This is a genomic window from Actinobacillus ureae ATCC 25976, from assembly GCF_000188255.1.
Taxonomy (GTDB): Bacteria; Pseudomonadota; Gammaproteobacteria; order Enterobacterales; family Pasteurellaceae; genus Actinobacillus; species Actinobacillus ureae.
This window is the reverse complement of sequence record NZ_GL831080.1, coordinates 355647-373429: the sequence shown is the minus strand read 5'-3', so window position 1 is coordinate 373429 and position 17783 is coordinate 355647. Positions and strand designations below refer to the sequence as shown.

General features: G+C 40.2%; 17 protein-coding genes and 2 pseudogenes. 11 read left to right on the top strand and 8 right to left on the bottom strand.

Going from position 1 to position 17783, the window contains the following annotated elements; translation table 11 throughout:
• Positions 1–65 precede the first annotated feature (65 nt).
• The 7 genes and pseudogenes from rfbB (at position 66) to HMPREF0027_RS01835 (ending at position 8367) form a co-directional block, all read left to right on the top strand.
• Positions 66–1139 carry a dTDP-glucose 4,6-dehydratase gene (gene rfbB / locus HMPREF0027_RS01865; protein WP_005621700.1) on the top strand — a complete coding sequence of 358 codons (1074 nt, stop codon included), beginning with the start codon at positions 66–68 and terminating at the stop codon, positions 1137–1139.
• A pseudogene (gene rfbA, locus HMPREF0027_RS01860) lies at positions 1136–2008 on the top strand (glucose-1-phosphate thymidylyltransferase RfbA). Before rfbB ends, rfbA begins: the two are co-directional and overlap by 4 nt.
• Before the next feature lie 213 nt (positions 2009–2221).
• Positions 2222–2437, top strand: coding sequence for a 30S ribosomal protein S21 (rpsU, locus tag HMPREF0027_RS01855; protein ID WP_005598703.1), 216 nt, complete (start codon positions 2222–2224; stop codon positions 2435–2437).
• A 180-nt stretch (positions 2438–2617) separates the two neighbouring features.
• Positions 2618–4360 (top strand): DNA primase, encoded by a 1743-nt coding sequence (dnaG, locus tag HMPREF0027_RS01850; RefSeq protein WP_005621696.1) that lies wholly within the window; start codon positions 2618–2620, stop codon positions 4358–4360.
• 104 nt (positions 4361–4464) lie between these two features.
• On the top strand, positions 4465–6321 hold the full coding sequence (rpoD, locus tag HMPREF0027_RS01845) for an RNA polymerase sigma factor RpoD (RefSeq protein ID WP_005621694.1): 1857 nt from the start codon (positions 4465–4467) through the stop codon (positions 6319–6321).
• Between the two features lie 155 nt (positions 6322–6476).
• Positions 6477–6800: a zinc ribbon domain-containing protein YjdM gene (locus HMPREF0027_RS01840; protein ID WP_005621693.1), complete on the top strand. Its 324-nt coding sequence runs from the start codon at positions 6477–6479 to the stop codon at positions 6798–6800.
• A gap of 174 nt (positions 6801–6974) precedes the next feature.
• Positions 6975–8367 (top strand): annotated as a pseudogene (locus HMPREF0027_RS01835) (cytochrome c peroxidase).
• A gap of 58 nt (positions 8368–8425) precedes the next feature.
• Here HMPREF0027_RS01835 and yggU read toward each other — a convergent pair.
• The 8 genes from yggU to yceD all read right to left on the bottom strand — a co-directional run bounded on the left by yggU (position 8426) and on the right by yceD (position 13312).
• On the bottom strand, positions 8426–8725 hold the full coding sequence (gene yggU / locus HMPREF0027_RS01830) for a DUF167 family protein YggU (protein WP_005621687.1): 300 nt from the start codon (positions 8723–8725) through the stop codon (positions 8426–8428).
• Entirely contained in the window at positions 8726–9259 is a 534-nt protein-coding gene (locus tag HMPREF0027_RS01825) for a YggT family protein (RefSeq protein WP_005621685.1), read from the bottom strand. It lies immediately after the preceding gene.
• 123 nt (positions 9260–9382) lie between these two features.
• Positions 9383–9724 carry a YggL family protein gene (locus HMPREF0027_RS01820; protein ID WP_005598541.1) on the bottom strand — a complete coding sequence of 114 codons (342 nt, stop codon included), beginning with the start codon at positions 9722–9724 and terminating at the stop codon, positions 9383–9385.
• Positions 9725–9770: 46 nt separating this feature from the next.
• Entirely contained in the window at positions 9771–10532 is a 762-nt protein-coding gene (trmB, locus tag HMPREF0027_RS01815; RefSeq protein ID WP_005621683.1) for a tRNA (guanosine(46)-N7)-methyltransferase TrmB, read from the bottom strand.
• Between the two features lie 47 nt (positions 10533–10579).
• On the bottom strand, positions 10580–11530 hold the full coding sequence (locus HMPREF0027_RS01810) for a beta-ketoacyl-ACP synthase III (RefSeq protein WP_005621681.1): 951 nt from the start codon (positions 11528–11530) through the stop codon (positions 10580–10582).
• 10 nt (positions 11531–11540) lie between these two features.
• Positions 11541–12575 (bottom strand): phosphate acyltransferase PlsX, encoded by a 1035-nt coding sequence (gene plsX, locus HMPREF0027_RS01805; protein ID WP_005621679.1) that lies wholly within the window; start codon positions 12573–12575, stop codon positions 11541–11543.
• A 24-nt stretch (positions 12576–12599) separates the two neighbouring features.
• Positions 12600–12770, bottom strand: a complete 171-nt coding sequence (gene rpmF / locus HMPREF0027_RS01800; RefSeq protein WP_005598552.1) for a 50S ribosomal protein L32 — start codon at positions 12768–12770, stop codon at positions 12600–12602.
• Positions 12771–12787: 17 nt separating this feature from the next.
• Complete coding sequence (gene yceD, locus HMPREF0027_RS01795) at positions 12788–13312, bottom strand: 23S rRNA accumulation protein YceD (protein ID WP_005621677.1); 525 nt, start codon at positions 13310–13312, stop codon at positions 12788–12790.
• A 229-nt stretch (positions 13313–13541) separates the two neighbouring features.
• On the opposite strand from yceD, the gene HMPREF0027_RS01790 reads away from it, so the two are divergent.
• The 4 genes from HMPREF0027_RS01790 to HMPREF0027_RS11485 all read left to right on the top strand — a co-directional run bounded on the left by HMPREF0027_RS01790 (position 13542) and on the right by HMPREF0027_RS11485 (position 17705).
• Positions 13542–14336 carry a cytochrome C assembly family protein gene (locus tag HMPREF0027_RS01790; protein WP_044024219.1) on the top strand — a complete coding sequence of 265 codons (795 nt, stop codon included), beginning with the start codon at positions 13542–13544 and terminating at the stop codon, positions 14334–14336.
• 92 nt (positions 14337–14428) lie between these two features.
• Positions 14429–15703, top strand: coding sequence for an HlyC/CorC family transporter (locus HMPREF0027_RS01785; RefSeq protein ID WP_147290500.1), 1275 nt, complete (start codon positions 14429–14431; stop codon positions 15701–15703).
• A 382-nt stretch (positions 15704–16085) separates the two neighbouring features.
• Complete coding sequence (locus HMPREF0027_RS01780) at positions 16086–17603, top strand: sodium-dependent transporter (protein ID WP_005621671.1); 1518 nt, start codon at positions 16086–16088, stop codon at positions 17601–17603.
• 9 nt (positions 17604–17612) lie between these two features.
• Positions 17613–17705: a methionine/alanine import family NSS transporter small subunit gene (locus HMPREF0027_RS11485; protein ID WP_015674419.1), complete on the top strand. Its 93-nt coding sequence runs from the start codon at positions 17613–17615 to the stop codon at positions 17703–17705.
• Positions 17706–17783 lie beyond the last annotated feature (78 nt).

Sequence of the window (17783 nt, the reverse complement as noted above, 5' to 3'; positions counted from 1 at the left end):
GATCTTCTTTCTGCTTTTTTATTGCTCATATAAAATAGAATATATCTTTAATTTGTGATGTATTTATGAAAACGATCTTTATTACCGGCGGAGCAGGATTTATTGGATCAGCTGTAATTCGCCATATTATTAATTATACTCAAGATGTTGTCGTTAACATTGATAAACTAACCTATGCTGGAAATCTTGCCTCATTGGAAGGTGTGAGTAAGAGTTCGCGTTACCATTTTGAGCAAGTTGATATTTGTGATAGCGGTCGAATTTCGCAACTTTTTTGCAAATATCAGCCGGATACAGTTATGCACCTTGCGGCGGAAAGTCACGTTGATCGCTCGATTGACGGACCATCGGCTTTTATACAAACCAATGTTATTGGCACTTACACTTTACTTGAGGCGGCTCGTAGCTATTGGAACGGTTTAAGTGCAGCTAAAAAGGCCGCTTTTCGTTTTCATCATATTTCAACAGATGAGGTTTATGGTGATTTACACGGTATGGAAGAGCTATTTACCGAGCAAACGCCTTATGCGCCAAGTAGTCCGTATTCAGCTTCGAAGGCAGCGAGCGATCACTTAGTTCGAGCTTGGTTTCGTACTTATGGCTTACCGATACTCGTCACGAATTGTTCAAATAATTACGGCCCTTATCATTTTCCGGAAAAGCTGATTCCACTGATGATTCTAAATGCGCTAGAAGGGAAACCGCTGCCGGTTTATGGCGATGGTTTGCAAGTTCGAGATTGGCTGTTTGTAGAAGATCATGCTCGTGCGCTTTATAAAGTAGTGTGCGAAGGTAAAGTGGGCGAAACCTATAATATTGGCGGTCATAACGAAAAGACGAATATTAAAGTTGTGCGTGCGATTTGTCAGTTGTTGGAAGAATTTGTCCCTAATAAACCAAATGCCATAGAAAAATATGAAGATTTGATTACTTATGTCACCGATAGACCGGGGCATGATGTTCGCTATGCGATTGATGCCAGTAAAATTGCCAATGAATTAGGCTGGCAGCCGCAAGAAACGTTTGAATCGGGGTTACGTAAAACGGTGCAATGGTATTTAACGCATCGAGATTGGTGGCAAGCGATTTTAGATGGTACATATAACCGTGAGCGTTTAGGGCTACGGGAGGAATCATGAAAGGGATCGTTTTAGCCGGAGGATCCGATACGCGGTTGTATCCGATTACATGAGGCGTCTCTAAGCAATTACTGCCGGTATATAATAAGCCGATGATCTATTATCCGTTATCGGTGTTAATGTTAGCTGGGATCCGAGAAATTTTGGTGATTACTACACCGGAAGATAATGAGAGTTTTAAACGCTTATTAGGAGATGGATCTGATTTCGGTATTCAGCTTTCTTATGCTATCCAGCCAAGCCTAGACGGTTTAGCGCAAGCATTTTTAATCGGTGAAGACTTTATCGGTACGGACAACGTTTGTTTGATTTTGGGAGATAATATTTTCTATGGCGAGGGCTTTACACCTACTTTACGTAAAATTGCCGGGCGTGAACATGGTGCGACAATTTTCGGTTATCAAGTTAAAGATCCTGAACGATTCGGGGTGGTAGAATTTGATCAATCCTACAGTATACTCTCGATTGAGGAAAAACCGCTTCAACCGAAATCAGATTGGGCGGTCACCGGTTTATATTTTTATGATAATCGAGTAATCGATTTCGCCAAAAAAGTCACGCCGTCAGAGCGTGGTGAACTTGAAATAACCTCGATTAATCAAATGTATTTACAAGACGGATCTTTAAATATCCAGCTACTTGGACGAGGTTTTGCTTGGCTGGATACCGGTACGCACGATAGTTTGCATGAGGCGGCTTCGTTTGTGAAAACGATTGAGCATGTGCAAAACCTACAAGCTGCTTGTTTGGAAGAGATCGCTTGGCGTAATAATTGGTTGAGTTCTGAGCAAGTTGAAGCGCTAGCCAAACCGATGGCGAAAAATAGCTATGGGCAATATTTATTGCGATTAATTCAGACAAGCAGGTGATTTTAGGATCATCTAGAGATCCTAAAAGCCTTATGATTGAGTTAATGAACAAAAATAGTTGAAAAAATAGTAAGTTTTGAGTCACTTTCCAAGTGAAATTACCCTTTACTTTAAAGGCTGGCTGCGGTAGAATGCGCTACCTTTTTTAGTTCTATGTCGCCAAAAATTGATGTGCGACTTTATTTAAACATATATTTCCTGAGGTGATGGCATATGCCAGTAATTAAAGTTCGTGAAAATGAATCATTTGACGTTGCATTACGTCGTTTCAAACGCTCTTGCGAAAAAGCAGGTTTATTAGCAGAAGTTCGCGCTCGTGAATTCTACGAAAAACCAACTACAATTCGTAAACGTGAAAAAGCATCTTTAGCTAAACGTCACGCTAAACGTAATGCACGTGAAAATGCACGTAACACTCGTTTATACTAATTAGCGGTCTGCTACTTAGCTTAAATTAACTAAAACCGTGAAACCTTTTGGAATCACGGTTTTAGTGTTTTTAGTGAACCCACCTATGTAACCTATTAGTAAATAAGCGGTCAAATTTTCATAATTTTTTGCAAAATTTAGCGCAAATTTGACCGCTTGCCATTATGACAAGGAGAATCAATGAAAGGCACAATTCCTCGTTCGTTTATTGATGATCTTGTTGCGCGTACCGACATCGTTGAGCTGATCAATAGCCGAGTCAAACTCAAGAAAGCAGGGCGAGATTATCAAGCCTGTTGTCCGTTTCATCACGAAAAAAGTCCTTCGTTTACCGTCAGTCAATCTAAACAGTTTTATCACTGCTTTGGTTGCGGTGCGCATGGTAATGCGATTAGCTTTTTAATGGATTACGATAAACTGGAATTTCCGGAGGCGATTGAAGAACTTGCAGCGATGCAGGGTTTGGAAGTACCGCGTGAAAATGTGATCGCTCGTGATGGCAAGCCTCAGGCAAGTTATAAAACTAAACGTAATTTATATGAGCTGTTAGAAGCGATTAGTCAGTTTTATCAACAAAACTTAACTCAAGATATTCCTAGCCAAAGCTACTTACAAAGCCGTGGATTGTCACCGGAAATCATTGCTCGTTTTGAGATTGGCTTTGCGCATAATTCAATGGATTCCGTATTACGCAAATTCGGCACGAATCGTGATGAAGTACAGAAATTGTTCGATACAGGCATGATTACGCAAAATGATAGCGGTCGAATTTATGATAAATTTCGCAATCGAGTAATGTTCCCGATTCGTGATAAACGCGGACGTGTGATTGCCTTTGGTGGGCGAGTGATGGGAGATGAGCGACCTAAATATCTGAATTCACCGGAATCGGCGACTTACCATAAAGGTAATGAACTATATGGTTTATTCCACACTTTACAACAGAATGAAAACCCTACCTCACTCGTTGTGGTCGAAGGGTATATGGATGTGGTCGCATTGGCGCAATTCGGGGTAGATAACGTGGTGGCCTCACTTGGTACGGCAACCACCGGTGAACAAATCAAGCAAATGTTCCGTGTCACCGAACAAGTGATCTGTTGCTATGACGGTGATAGAGCCGGAAGAGAAGCAGCATGGCGAGCGTTTGAAAATGCGCTGCCGTATTTGCATGACGGGCGTCAGCTGAAATTTATTTTCTTGCCGGACGGCGAAGATCCGGACAGTTTTGTACGAGCGCATGGCAAGCAAGGCTTTGAAGCCTATTTGCAAAATGCGATGTCGCTTAGTGATTTTCTGTTTGATTCATTGATTGCGCAGGTTGATCTCTCTAGCAAAGAAGGTAAATCAAAATTGGCAGCGTTGGCAGTGCCGCTGATTAACCGTATTCCGGGGGAAATGTTGCGTGTTTATTTACGCAACATTCTTGGACAAAAGCTTGGGATTTTAGATCCGGCGCAATTGGAGGCAATGTTGCCAAGTCGAGTGCAATCCGTACAGAAACTGGCGGTACAACCATTGCAAATTAAGCGAACGCCAATGCGTTTATTAATCGCTTTATTATTGCAAAACCCAGAATTAGTGAAATTTGTGCCGGATATTTCAGCCCTTAAAACGTTGGATGAACCGGGCTTTGAGTTATTACTGGAGTTGGTTGATGTCTGCCAACAAAAAGTCGGAGTATCAATGGGGGCCTTACTCGAACATTGGCGAGATAAACCGAATTATCGCACCCTTGAGCTGTTAGCGAATTGGGATCATCTGGTTACTCCGGAAAATATTGAAAGTACCTTCATTGAAACGCTTGATTTTCTTTATGCGAAATTGGTGGAAAAACGGATCGAAGTATTGATTGCTAAAGATCGTACAATAGGTTTAAATGCAGAAGAAAAGCAAGAACTGGTGATGTTAATTGCACAGTAATTAAGCGGTCATTTTTAAGAAATTTTTTGCAAAACTATCAAGAAAATCGCAATTAATGGTATAATCCAACGCTATTTTTGCTCGCACACAAAACGGATACAATTATGGAACAACAATTAGAACAGCAATCTCAATTAGAACTTCTGATTGCCCAAGGGCGTGAACAAGGTTATTTAACCATTTCAGAAGTGCACGACCACTTACCGGAAGAGTTGGTTGATGCGGAGCAGATCGAAGATATTATTCAAATGATCAACGATATGGGGATCAAGGTTTTAGAAACGGCCCCGGATACTGATGAGCTGATGCTTGCAGAAAATATCGCTGATGAAGATGTCGTGGAAGAAGCGACCAAAGTACTTTCAACGGTAGAATCGGAATTAGGTAGAACGACTGACCCGGTACGTATGTATATGCGTGAGATGGGTACGGTGGAATTACTTACTCGAGAAGGCGAAATTGATATCGCAAAACGTATCGAAGAAGGTATCAATGAAGTGCAATGTGCGGTTGCAGAATATCCGGAAGCATTAACTGAGTTAATCGGTTTTTACGCACAAGTCGAAGAAGGCACAATGCGTTTGTCTGACTTAGTGACGGCGTTTGTTGATCCGAATGCGCAGGAAGAAGCAACGGTGGAAGATCTAGAAGCCGTGCTTGATGATGAAGATGCGGAAGCGGTTGCCGATGTGGATGATGAGAGCGAAGAGGAAGGAAGCGATAGCAGTGCGGATACGGGCGATGACAACTCAATCGATCCTGAGCTTGCTCGTGAGAAATTCTATGCGTTACGTGAGCAGCACGAGAAAGCATTGCAAGCGATTCAAAAACACGGCCGTGGTCATAAAAAATCAAGAGAGCAGATTCAAGCACTTTCAGACATTTTCCGTGAGTTCCGTTTAGTACCGAAACAATTTGATTTACTTGTGGAATCAATGCAAAAAATGATGAAACAAGTGCGTGCGGAAGAGCGTCAGATTCAACGTTATGCGGTTGAATATGCACAAATGAAAAAAGCCGATTTCTTAAAATTATTCCAAGGTAACGAAACTTCGGAAGAATGGATTGAAAAAGCAATCAACGCGAAAAAAGGCGCAGCACCGAAATTGGCTAACTACGTTGATCAAATTCGTGTCAATATCGCAAACTTACAACGTATGGAACAAAGTACTGGTTTAACGGTGGCACAGATCCGTGAAATCGGCGGTCGTATTGCAAATGGTGAGTTAAAAGCTCGCCGTGCGAAAAAAGAGATGATCGAAGCGAACTTACGTTTAGTAATTTCGATTGCGAAGAAATATACCAACCGTGGCTTACAATTCTTAGACTTAATTCAAGAAGGTAACATCGGTTTGATGAAAGCGGTAGATAAGTTTGAATACCGTCGCGGTTACAAATTCTCTACTTATGCAACATGGTGGATTCGTCAGGCGATTACCCGTTCAATCGCAGACCAAGCTCGTACCATCCGTATTCCAGTGCATATGATTGAGACCATCAATAAACTTAACCGTATTTCTCGTCAATGCCTACAAGAAATGGGACGTGAAGCGACTCCAGAGGAGTTAGCGGAGCGTATGGGAATGCCGGAAGATAAGATTCGTAAAGTGCTGAAGATTGCAAAAGAGCCAATCTCAATGGAAACCCCAATTGGTGATGACGATGATTCACATTTAGGTGATTTTATTCAAGATGAAAGTCTTGAATTACCGTTAGATTCGGCAACGGCGGAAAGCTTACGTATCGCAACCAATGAAGTGTTAGAAGGCTTAACACCACGTGAAGAGAAAGTATTACGTATGCGTTTTGGTATCGATATGAATACTGACCACACACTTGAGGAAGTCGGTAAACAATTTGATGTAACACGTGAACGTATTCGTCAGATTGAAGCGAAAGCACTACGCAAACTTCGTCACCCAAGCCGTTCAGAAACTTTACGTAGTTTCTTAGACGACTAATAAATTAACTAGAAAATGCCCAACTATAAGAAGTTTGGGCATTTTTCTTTTATCGGTTTTAATTGCTATATGCCTAGGCTACAAGGCACAGGCTTACTTTTTATAGCATTTCATTATAAAATAACGGTTTTTTATCAGATTAAGGATTTACTTTTATGACATATCCAGCTTGCCCACAATGTAAAGGCGAAAATACTTACCATGACTCAATTCAATTCGTTTGCCCTGATTGTGCACATGAATGGACAGGTGAGGAAGTTGAAGAGCATGATGAAGATCAGTTAATCGTTAAAGATAGTAACGGTAATTTATTAGCTGATGGTGATGATGTTCTTTTAATCAAAGATTTAAAATTAAAAGGTTCGTCAGAAGTACTGAAGAAAGGAACTAAATTCAAAAATATCCGCTTAGTAAACGGTGACCACAATGTTGATTGTGGCAAAATTATGTTGAAATCGGAATTCTTGAAAAAAGCGTAATTGCTTATTGAATTTTGCTTATTTTAAACGCTCACTTTGGTGGGCGTTTTTTATTTCATAGTTTATACATATTATTGATATAGATCTTATAGATTAAAACTATTGATTAAACTCAAATAATATTCTTTCTTTTTTAGGGATAATAAAGTTTCATATTTCTGATGGGGGACTAATATGAAAAAATATTTACTTTCAGCCTTAGCCGTAGCCGGCATTGGCTATTTTTCACTTGTGGGATATGCGTATTGGTTCGATAAAGAACAAGCGCCTAAATTACTTGCTGCAGCCGAATTACCGGAATCACATCAAGCCGTTGCGGGTGTGATGTTTAAAATGGCTGTCAATACTGCCACACACCAAATGCAGAATTACCTGCTTATTCAAAATTACCTATCGCAAGCCAAATGATGGCGGCGGATATTGAAAAGGGAACTCGCTTTTTCCGTTTCGATCGTTTAATTGAAAGGATGAAAGATCCAAGCAAGCTTTCGGAAGCTGATTTGGCTAAGTTGGAGCAAGTTATTCGTAATGATGAAATGCCAATTGCGAAATATATCCATGTTAACTGGGGCGCTCGTCCGGATGAGGAACAGAAGAAAGTGATTCTAGATTGGATTACTGCACAGCGCCAAGCACACTTCTTACCAAAAGCAGAAGGCACAGATGCAACGCGTTTAGTTCAACCGATTCCAGATCAATTAGTAACCAATCCACATAAAGTGGCACTAGGTGAGGGGCTTTATTTTTACGGACGTTTATCAGGTGACGGTTCAATCCAGTGCCGTACTTGTCACCAATTAACGCAAGGCGGGGTGGATAACTTACCTGTGTCGGAAGGGATTCACGGCTTAAAAGGCGGTATCAATGCACCAACCGTATTTAATGCGGCATTTAATAAATGGCAATTCTGGGACGGTCGTGCGAAAACATTAGCTGATCAAGCGGGCGGTCCGCCAACCAATCCGGTTGAGATGGGGTCAAAAACTTGGGATGAGATCTTAGCGAGATTAAGCAAAGACGAAGGCTTTATGCAGCGTTTCTTAGCGGTTTATCCACATATTGACCAAGCAAATGTGACCGATGCGATTGGTGAATTTGAGAAAACGCTTATCACACCAAATAGTGCATTCGACCGTTTCTTAAAAGGTGAACAAAATGCGTTAACTGACGTACAAAAACGTGGTTATGAGCATTTCAAAAATGCGAAATGTGATACCTGCCATACCGGTACGGCAATGGGTGGACAATCATTCGAGTATATGGGCTTATACGGCGATTACTTCAAAGATCTCGGTACGGAATTAACCGAAGCGGATCACGGTCGTTATGCGGTAACTAAGAATCCAAGCGATATGCACCGTTTCAAAGTGCCGACTTTACGTAACGTGGCGTTAACCATATGCACGATGCAAGTGCGAAAGACTTAAAAGAAGCGCTTCGTATTATGGGTATTTACCAAAGCAATAAACAATTCTCTGAGACAGAGCTTAATGAGCTAGTTGCTTTCTTAGAATCACTGACCGGTGAATATAAAGGCAAATTACTAACTAATGAAAAAGTGAAATAATTTCACATAAACAAGCGGTGGGATTTCTGCAAAACTTTGCAAACATCCCACCGTTTTTTTATTTATTCAGCAATACTTCGATTTCTTTCGGAAGCAACTTCGGCTCCGGCACAAATAATTGCTTATGTCGCTGTAGCTCGCCTTTCTCTAGCACGATACTACTTTTAGGTACTTTAAATAACTTGCTTAAATATTTCAGCAAATGCGCATTAGCCGCACCGTCGACCGGTGGTGTGGTAATCGCAATTTTGAGTTCATTATCGTGTAAACCGACAATTTGATCGCGACTTGCCTTGGGTTGTAGAAAAATCCGCAGGCGGATGCCACACGGATTTTCAATACGTTCTACTGCTTCCATTTAAGCAACCGCCCAAAGCACGCCAAATATACTATAAAAAAGGTTATTTAGAAGAATTAAGCCGAACCCGAGTACCATCACCGAAAAATCCAACATACCGGTACGCGGTAATAATTTACGGATAAAGCCTAATACCGGCTCGGTAATTTGTGCCACCATATAATCTAACGGATGATCGCCACGTGTCACCCAACTCATTAAGGCACGAATTAAAGTGGTGAAAAATAGAATCTGACCAAAGGTTTTCACCACACCTAATAAGCCAGTCAGGACTGCCATTGCAACAGGTACACCTAGCACAAATTTCTCGAATGCAAGTAATAGCAACGCAATCAGTAATGCGGCAAAGTTAATATTTTTTACGGTCGGGATCACTTTGCTTACCGGATTGACTAGTGGTGAGGTAAGACGTAATAGCGATTGTGATAACGGCATATAAGGATCAACACGGCAGAATTGCAGCCAAGTACGCAAAATTAATACGAAGCTAAAAAAGCCGATAACGATCGAAAGAACAGGGGCTAGAAATTCCATCTATCTTCCTCTTATAAAAATGTCTTTATAAACTATTCGGGCGGGAATATACCCGCCCTCATGATAGAAAGCGGTCGGATTTTGCAATTTTTTTGCAAAATCTAATCGCTTGTCGCTAAAGTATTAGCCTTGAACTGGGTAGTCCCACCAAATATCGAATAAATCGCTTACTTCAACTTGAGTTAAGCCATTGTTTTCTAACCAAGTTTTTACTAATTGTTGGTGAGATTCATCACATTTGCCTAATTTTTCTAAGCAAACTAAACCTTCCCAGTGTAAGTAACCGCTACCTTCATAAGCTAAGCCGTTTGGTTTGATAACTTCTGCGATAAAACGATCGACAGTTAAATCAATTTGATCAATCCCTGTGTTTTCTGCAAATTGGAATTTTACTAAGAAGCCTAATTCTTGGAATTCTGCTAAGTGCATTTTTTTACGCTGACGCGCGTTACGTTGAATAGCCATTTGTATCTCCCCTTATTTAATGAGAATGGATAGTTAAAATCAATCGTTAAACTGATTGTACTTGTTTAACGAAATATAAGTCCCACACACCGTGTCCAAGACGATGACCGCGTTCCTCAAACTTGGTTAAAGGACGAAAATCCGAGCGTGGAATAAAATCGTTAGTTTCTGAAGTATTGCGTAGTTCCTTATCGAATTGACGTAATACTCCCAACATATGTTCTGCGTAGTTTTCCCAGTCTGTTGCAAAGTGGATAAAACCATTATCACTTAATTTAGTCAGCACTCGAGTGATAAATTCCGGCTGTACAATACGGCGTTTATGGTGTTTCGCTTTTTGCCACGGATCCGGAAAATAAAGTTGTAAACCGCCTAATGCACCGTCAGCAATCGCATCACGTAAGATTTCAGTCGCATCATGGCAAATTACACGCAAGTTTTTGACGCCTTTTTCCAACGCATAAGCGATGCAAGCGCCGACACCCGGCGTATGTACTTCAATCCCAATGTAGTTACGATCCAGATTTTGTTCCGCCATTTCAACCAATGAACGTCCCATACCGAAGCCGATTTCTAACACGACCGGATTGTTGTTACCAAAAATTTGTTCAAAATTAAAAGGTGTGTTTTGATAATCTAAGCCGAGACTCGCCCAGTTGTTATTCATCATATCACGTTGGTAATCGCTCAAACGTCCGGTGCGTAATACGAAACTACGCACTTTACGAAGATAGCGACCGTCTTCGGTGAATTCGGCTTGTTCTACTGTTTTACGTTTTTTATCTGCAAAAGTTTGTTTTTCTGACATTTGTAAAAATTCTATCTTTTTTGACCGCTTGTTAGAGACGATATTGGTTAAAAACGAACAAGGGCAGAACCCCAAGTCCAACCGCCACCAAATGCTTCAAGTAACAATAATTGGCCGCGTTGAATACGTCCGTCACGAACCGCTTCATCTAACGCAACAGGAACGGTTGCCGCACTATTGTTACCATATTTCTCAACAGTTAATACCACTTGCGACATATCCATTTCGAGTTTTTTTGCGGTTGCCGCAATAATACGAATATTCGCTTGGTGCGGTACTAACCAGTCTAAATCCGATTTTTGTAAGTTATTCGCTTCAAGCGTTTCTTCCACTACGCTTGAAAGCTGTCCTACCGCTAATTTAAAGGTGGCATTGCCCTGCATTTGAATAAAGCCGGATTTCTCATTACCACGTTTTTGTGCCGGTAGGGCAAGCATATATTCACTATCGGAAGATGAATGTAAGTGAGTTGAAATAATACCTTGCTCTTCACTTGCTTCAAGAATAACCGCACCGGCTCCGTCACCGAATAACACAACCGTACTACGATCGGTTTCATCCAATGCACGAGAGTTTAAATCAGAACCGATAACCAAAGCTTTTTTTACTTTTCCGGTACGCACAAATTGATCAGCAACACTTAACGCATAAACAAAACCCGTACAAGCGGCAGCCACATCAAAAGCAATCGCATCTTTAATCTCTAGCATACCTTGAATTTGGCAAGCTGCACTCGGATAAGCGTGCGAATTTGTGGTAGTACCAACTACGATCAGATCAATTTCATTGTGATCAATTTTTGCCATTTCTAGTGCTTTTTTAGCCGCTTGTGCGCCCATCGTCGCAACTGTTTCATCTGCAGCAGCAATACGACGCTCTTTCATACCGGAACGAGTGAAAATCCACTCATCAGTAGTATCGACCATCTTTTCTAAATCAGCATTAGTACGAATTTGAGCAGGTAAATAACTACCTGTTGCTAAAATTTTGCTGTACATATTTTATTCTCTATAAATTTTGATGTAATTTGTTTAAACCTTGCGAAATTTTATCAGGAATTTGCCTTTGGATCTGCCCAATTGCGTGATCTATCGCATAAAAATATGCATTAGTGCTTGCTCCACCATGGCTTTTTACCACCACAGAAGATAATCCAAGTAAGGTTGCTCCATTATGGCGATCCGGATTAATTTGTTGCAATTTTCGATAAGAGCGATAAAAAATAGCTCGTAATAAATAACGTTTAGTACTTTGACAAATAAAAGAACCTTCAGAGGATCTTTTTAATAGTGAAAGAATATTTTTGGCGGATCCTTCTACTGCTTTTAGAGCGATATTACCGGTAAATCCATCACAAACAATGACATCCGCCATATTATTCATCAGCTTATCACTTTCTAGAAAACCGATATAATTTAAATCATTGCGTAGTTGTAAACGTTTATCCGTATTACGAATAGTTTGTGTACCTTTGCTATTTTCTACGCCGATATTTAATAGTGCTAAACGCGGATAAACTAAATCTAGCATCACTTCGGCAAAAATATTGCCCATTTCGGCAAACTGGATAAGTAAATCGCTGTCAGCCTCTACATTTGCACCCAAATCAAGCATTACACTCGATTTTCCATTCATACTCGGAATAAGTGTGGCAAGTGCCAGTCGTTCAATATTTGGTAGCGGTTCTATTAATATTTTCGCTAAGCCCATTAATGCAGCGGTATTTCCACCGCTAATGCAACCTTGTGCTTCACCATTAGCGACAGCTTCTAATGCCAAACGCATAGAACTTCCTTTACTTTTTCGCAATGCTTGCATAAAAGGAAGATTTGCATCAATAGTATGCGGCGTATGGACAAATTGAACACGTTTTAACTGATCGTTAGGAAGAGCATTCAGAAAAGGACTTGCTTGGCGCTGATCACCAAATAGTATAAAAGATAGCATCGGATTTTGTGCCAATGCTAGAGATAATGCAGGGATAGTAACACGGGGACCAAAGTCCCCGCCCATCACATCTAACGCAAGGGTTAGACGATTCAACTGATACCTCGAAACTAACCGAGATTATTTGTTGATTACTTTACGACCACGGTAGTAACCGTCAGCAGTTACGTGGTGACGTAAGTGAGTTTCACCAGTTGTTTTATCTACTGAAACTGCTGCTGTTGTTAATGCATCGTGTGAACGACGCATATCACGACGTGAACGAGATTTCTTATTTTGTTGAACAGCCATTGGCTATACTCCTAGATCTAGTTTTTCTTTAAATTAGCTAATACAGCGAACGGGTTGGGTTTCTTCGCCAATTCTTCAGGCAATTCGCCAAACACCTGTTCACTCACGGACACTTCACAGTGTTCTTCACTATGCATCGGGACTAGAGGTAATTCAATGATAAACTCATCTTCAATCATATCTAATAAATTTACTTCACCAAACTCGTTTACTTCGATAGGTTCATAAATTTCGGGCAAATTGTCCGCCTGATCCATATTAGACACTGGACTGAAACAAAATGAACAGTCGAGTGTTTGTGTAAACGGGTTACCGCATCGTTGGCAATCAAATTCCACCTCAACTTTAGCCGTCCCTTTAATGACGGTTAAGCGTTGCGGATCGATATATAACGAGAGAGTAACTTGTGCATCGCTTAGCACATTGCTCACAGATTCACCCAAACGACTAAGGAGACCACTTGAAATGTAGCCTTCGTAATCCATTCGACGCTGTGCGTCTTTATATGGGTCAATGGTGAGGGGTAGTTTTACCTTTTGCATAAGGCGTACATACTACAGATAGAAAGCAAAATAGTCAAAGAGAAAATCGGATTTTTCTAAAATATGTCGGTATAGGGAAAAGATCTCTCACTTGGGTTTGATATAAGGTAAATTATACTAATTTTTTCTAGGTAATTTGACCACTAACCATAGCAAAAAAGAGATAAAACTGGTACTTTTATCACCTAGCTGAAAATTATTCTTATTTTACGTTAAACACGGGACGATGATGTTATTTGCTATTTTAGCGATCCTTGCTTATTTAGGCGCTTTATTATGGGTGGCGCCAACCGTAGCCAATTTAGAGAATCGAGCTAATAACCAAAAACCGAATATTAAAGCGGTTTTTGGTATCAGTTTACTTGCTGTGTTATTTCATGCGATTAGCTTGTCTCAAGAATTTATTTCAACAGAGAACGGACAAGACTTTTCGCTTTCTAATGTCAATTCGTTGATGAGTTTCTTGCTCAGTGCGTTTGCGACACTGGCGTTACCTCGCTGGAGAACGATTTGGTTTCCGCTTATGGTTGTTTATACCTTTGGTATTTGCAGCGTGGTGGTTTCAAGTTTTGCGACAGGGAATTTTATTAAAAACTTAGCGGATAATCCGAGCTTGGTATTCCATTTAGGTATTGCATTGTTTTCTTATGCGTTGTTCTTTTTAGCTTTACTGTATGCCTTACAATTAAAGTGGTTAGATAAAAAACTGAAAAGTAAAAAGCCGGTGTTTTGCAGTATGTTGCCACCGTTAATGACGGTTGAGCGTCATTTCTTTACCTTGACGTTAGCAGCACAGGCGATGCTGACGGTAACGTTAATTTCCGGTATGATTTATCTGCATAATTTCTTTGTGCCGGAACAAATTCACAAAGCGATTTTTTCGTTTATCGCTTGGATTGTTTATACGATTTTATTACTCGGACAATGGAAATTCCGTTGGCGTGGAAATCGGGTGCTAATTTATTCAATTTTAGGTACAATATTATTGACTGTCGGTTATTTCGGTAGTCATGTGATTTCATAATCACGAGCGGAAGCGGTCGGATTTTCTGTATTTTTTGCAAATTATTTTTCAAATTTGGCCGCTTAATTATTCATTTATATAGGACTTTTATTTTGGACAGTATTCCCCTGAGTACTCTTTTTATTTCACTCACAATTCTTTTATTCCTTTCTGCATTTTTCTCAAGTTCTGAAACAGGGCTCATGTCGCTCAACCGCTATAAAATGCGTCACCTTGCCGAAAGCGGTCACAAAGGGGCGAAACTTGCGGAAAAACTTCTCAACAAGACGGATGTATTACTCAGTCTTATCCTTATTTGTAATAACTTAGTCAATATTGCCGCTTCTGCGATTGCTACAGTGATTGGTATGCGTTTAGCCGGTGATGCCGGTGTGGCGATTGCAACCGGTGCATTGACCTTTGTAATGCTGGTTTTCTCAGAAATTTTACCGAAAACCATTGCGGCGATTTATCCGGAAAAAATCGGTTTTTTTGCTAGTTATATCCTAACGCCATTAAAAAAATTATTAATGCCGTTAGTATTTTTAATGAATTTAATCATTAGCGCTTTAATGAAATTATTACGTGTTAAAAAAGATGAAAATACCGGATTAAGTGCGGAAGAATTGCGTGGCGTGGTATTGGAAGCAGGGAAATTTATTCCGAGCGAACACCAAGAAATGCTGATTTCTATTCTAGATATGGAAAAAGTGACGGTCGAAGATATTATGGTACCTCGCAACGATATTGGCGGTATTGATATTGATGACGATTGGAAATCCATTATGCGTCAATTAAACCACGCCGCACATGCTCGAGTGGTGCTGTATAAAGGTAATATGGATAAAAATGTGCTGGGTATGTTGCGTGTACGAGAGGCTTTCCGCTTGCTGTTAGAAAAAGACGAACCAAGTAAGGAAGCGCTCATTCGTGCCGTGGATGAGGTTTATTTTATTCCGGAAGGTACGCCTTTAACGACTCAGTTAATGAATTTTAAAACCAATAAAGAACGTATCGGTTTGGTCGTTGATGAATATGGCGATATTAAAGGTTTAGTCACTTTAGAAGATATTTTGGAAGAGATTGTCGGCGAATTCACTACCTCAACAGCTCCAAGTTTGGAAGAGGAAGTGAAGCAACAATCGGATGGTTCGGTCATTATTGAAGGCTCGGCAAATTTACGTGATCTGAATAAGTTGTTTGGCTGGAATTTACCGGTAGATGAAGTACGGACTTTCAATGGTTTAATTTTGGAACATCTTGAAAAGATTCCAGATGAAGACACTCAATTTGAACTGAACAATTTAAAAGTGACGGTGTTGGAAGTGGCAGAAAATATGGTGAAACAAGCAAAAGTTGAGCCAATTTCCCCACCGGAAGAAGGCTAAGCCGGTAAGCGGTCGATTTGGTAAAATTTTTTGCAAAATCGACCGCTTGTTTTTGTGGATTTGACTCGTACTATTGTTCTATTTTAGTTTATTTTTTGAGCTAATAGAATTCAAACAGTTGTGCTACAAATTTAACAATGAATTTATATAAACATCTGAATCTATATTGATATTAGATTAATATGCTAAATAGATAACAATTTTCCAGTTTTAAATCACTGTTAAATTCTAAAAATACACTTCTATATTTTATTTTATTCTCTTTACTTCTTAACAATTCTTCGGCATATTTCTTGCCCTTGCGAGCTCTATTCGCAACCAATTTTCTTTTATTCAAATAAAAACTTAGTGTGTTTAATATTTAACATTTGAGGTATCTCTCGTGTCTTCTAGCAACGCAACTCCAGCAAAACGTGCTACTTTTTCCGGCCGTAATGCTTTTATTCTCGCTGCCATCGGTTCTGCCGTTGGTTTAGGAAACATTTGGCGTTTCCCTTATACCACTTATGAAAATGGTGGTGGTGCATTTATTATTCCTTACATTGTGGCACTATTAACTGCAGGGATTCCGTTATTGTTTTTAGATTTTGCCATTGGTCACCGTCACCGTGGTGCGGCGCCATTGTCATTCCGCCGTTTAAACCGTCATTTTGAAGTATTTGGTTGGTGGCAAGTATTAGTAAATGTAATTATCGGCATCTATTATGCGGTCGTACTTGGTTGGGCGGCAGTTTATACCTATTTCTCTCTGACTAAAGCATGGGGGGATAAACCGGTTGATTTCTTTGTCGGCGAATTCTTAAAAATGGGTGATATCGCAAATGGTATCAGCTTTGAATTTGTCGGTATGGTTGTTGGCCCACTTATTGCCGTATGGATTATTGCTTTAATCGTATTAGCATTAGGGGTAGAGAAAGGTATCGCAAAATCATCAAGCATTTTGATGCCGGTATTAGTCACAATGTTTATTGTTTTAGTGATTTCGTCATTGTTTTTACCGGGGGCAGCGAAAGGCTTAAATGCGTTATTTACACCGGATTGGACGAAATTAGCTGACCCGAGTGTATGGATTGCGGCGTATGGTCAAATCTTTTTCTCGCTTTCAATTTGCTTCGGTATCATGATTACCTATTCTTCATATTTGAAGAAAGATGCGGATCTGACCGGTACCGGTATGGTAGTAGGCTTTGCAAACTCCAGTTTTGAAGTGTTAGCCGGTATCGGGGTGTTTGCGGCATTAGGCTTTATGGCAACCGCAGCCGGTCAGGAAGTGAGTGAAGTGGCGAAAGGCGGTATCGGTCTAGCATTCTTTGCTTTCCCTACGATTATTAATGAAGTACCAATGGGAACATTACTTGGCGTATTATTCTTCGGTTCATTAACTTTTGCGGCATTAACTTCTTTCATTTCAGTAATTGAAGTAATTATTGCGACAGTTCAAGACAAATTAAAATTTGGCCGTGTAGCTTCAACATTTATTGTCGGTTTACCGATGATGGCGGTATCTGTGGTGTTATTCGGTACCACAACCGGTTTACCAATGTTGGATGTGATGGATAAATTTGTAAACAACTTTGGTATTGTTGCGGTAGCCTTTGCTTCGTTAGTTGCGATTGTGGCGAAAGGTAAACTGAGTATGCTTGGTCACCATATCAATAAGACTTCATCAATTAAGGTTGGCACATTCTGGCGCTTATCGGTTGTAGTTACCACAGGGGTATTAGCCTTTATGTTATTCAGTGAAGCGATCAAAGTGTCTAACGAAGGATACGAAAATTATCCAAGTTGGTTTGTGAATAGCTTTGGTTGGGGCATGGCAGTTGCATTAGTTATCGTAGCGTTTATTCTGTCTCGCTTAAAATGGCATAACGAAACGGAATTTAATCTGGAAAACGAATAGGAGAAGAGTATGAGTACTCCAGCAATTATTATGATGAGCATTGCGCTTGTGATTATTTGGGGTGGTTTAGCTTTTGCGGTTAAACGCTTACCAAAAGAGTAAAAATTTACAAAAATAAGTAAATAGTGGACCGCTTGTTATCTTAACAAGCGGTCTTTTTTTACAGTGAATTTGGGATAG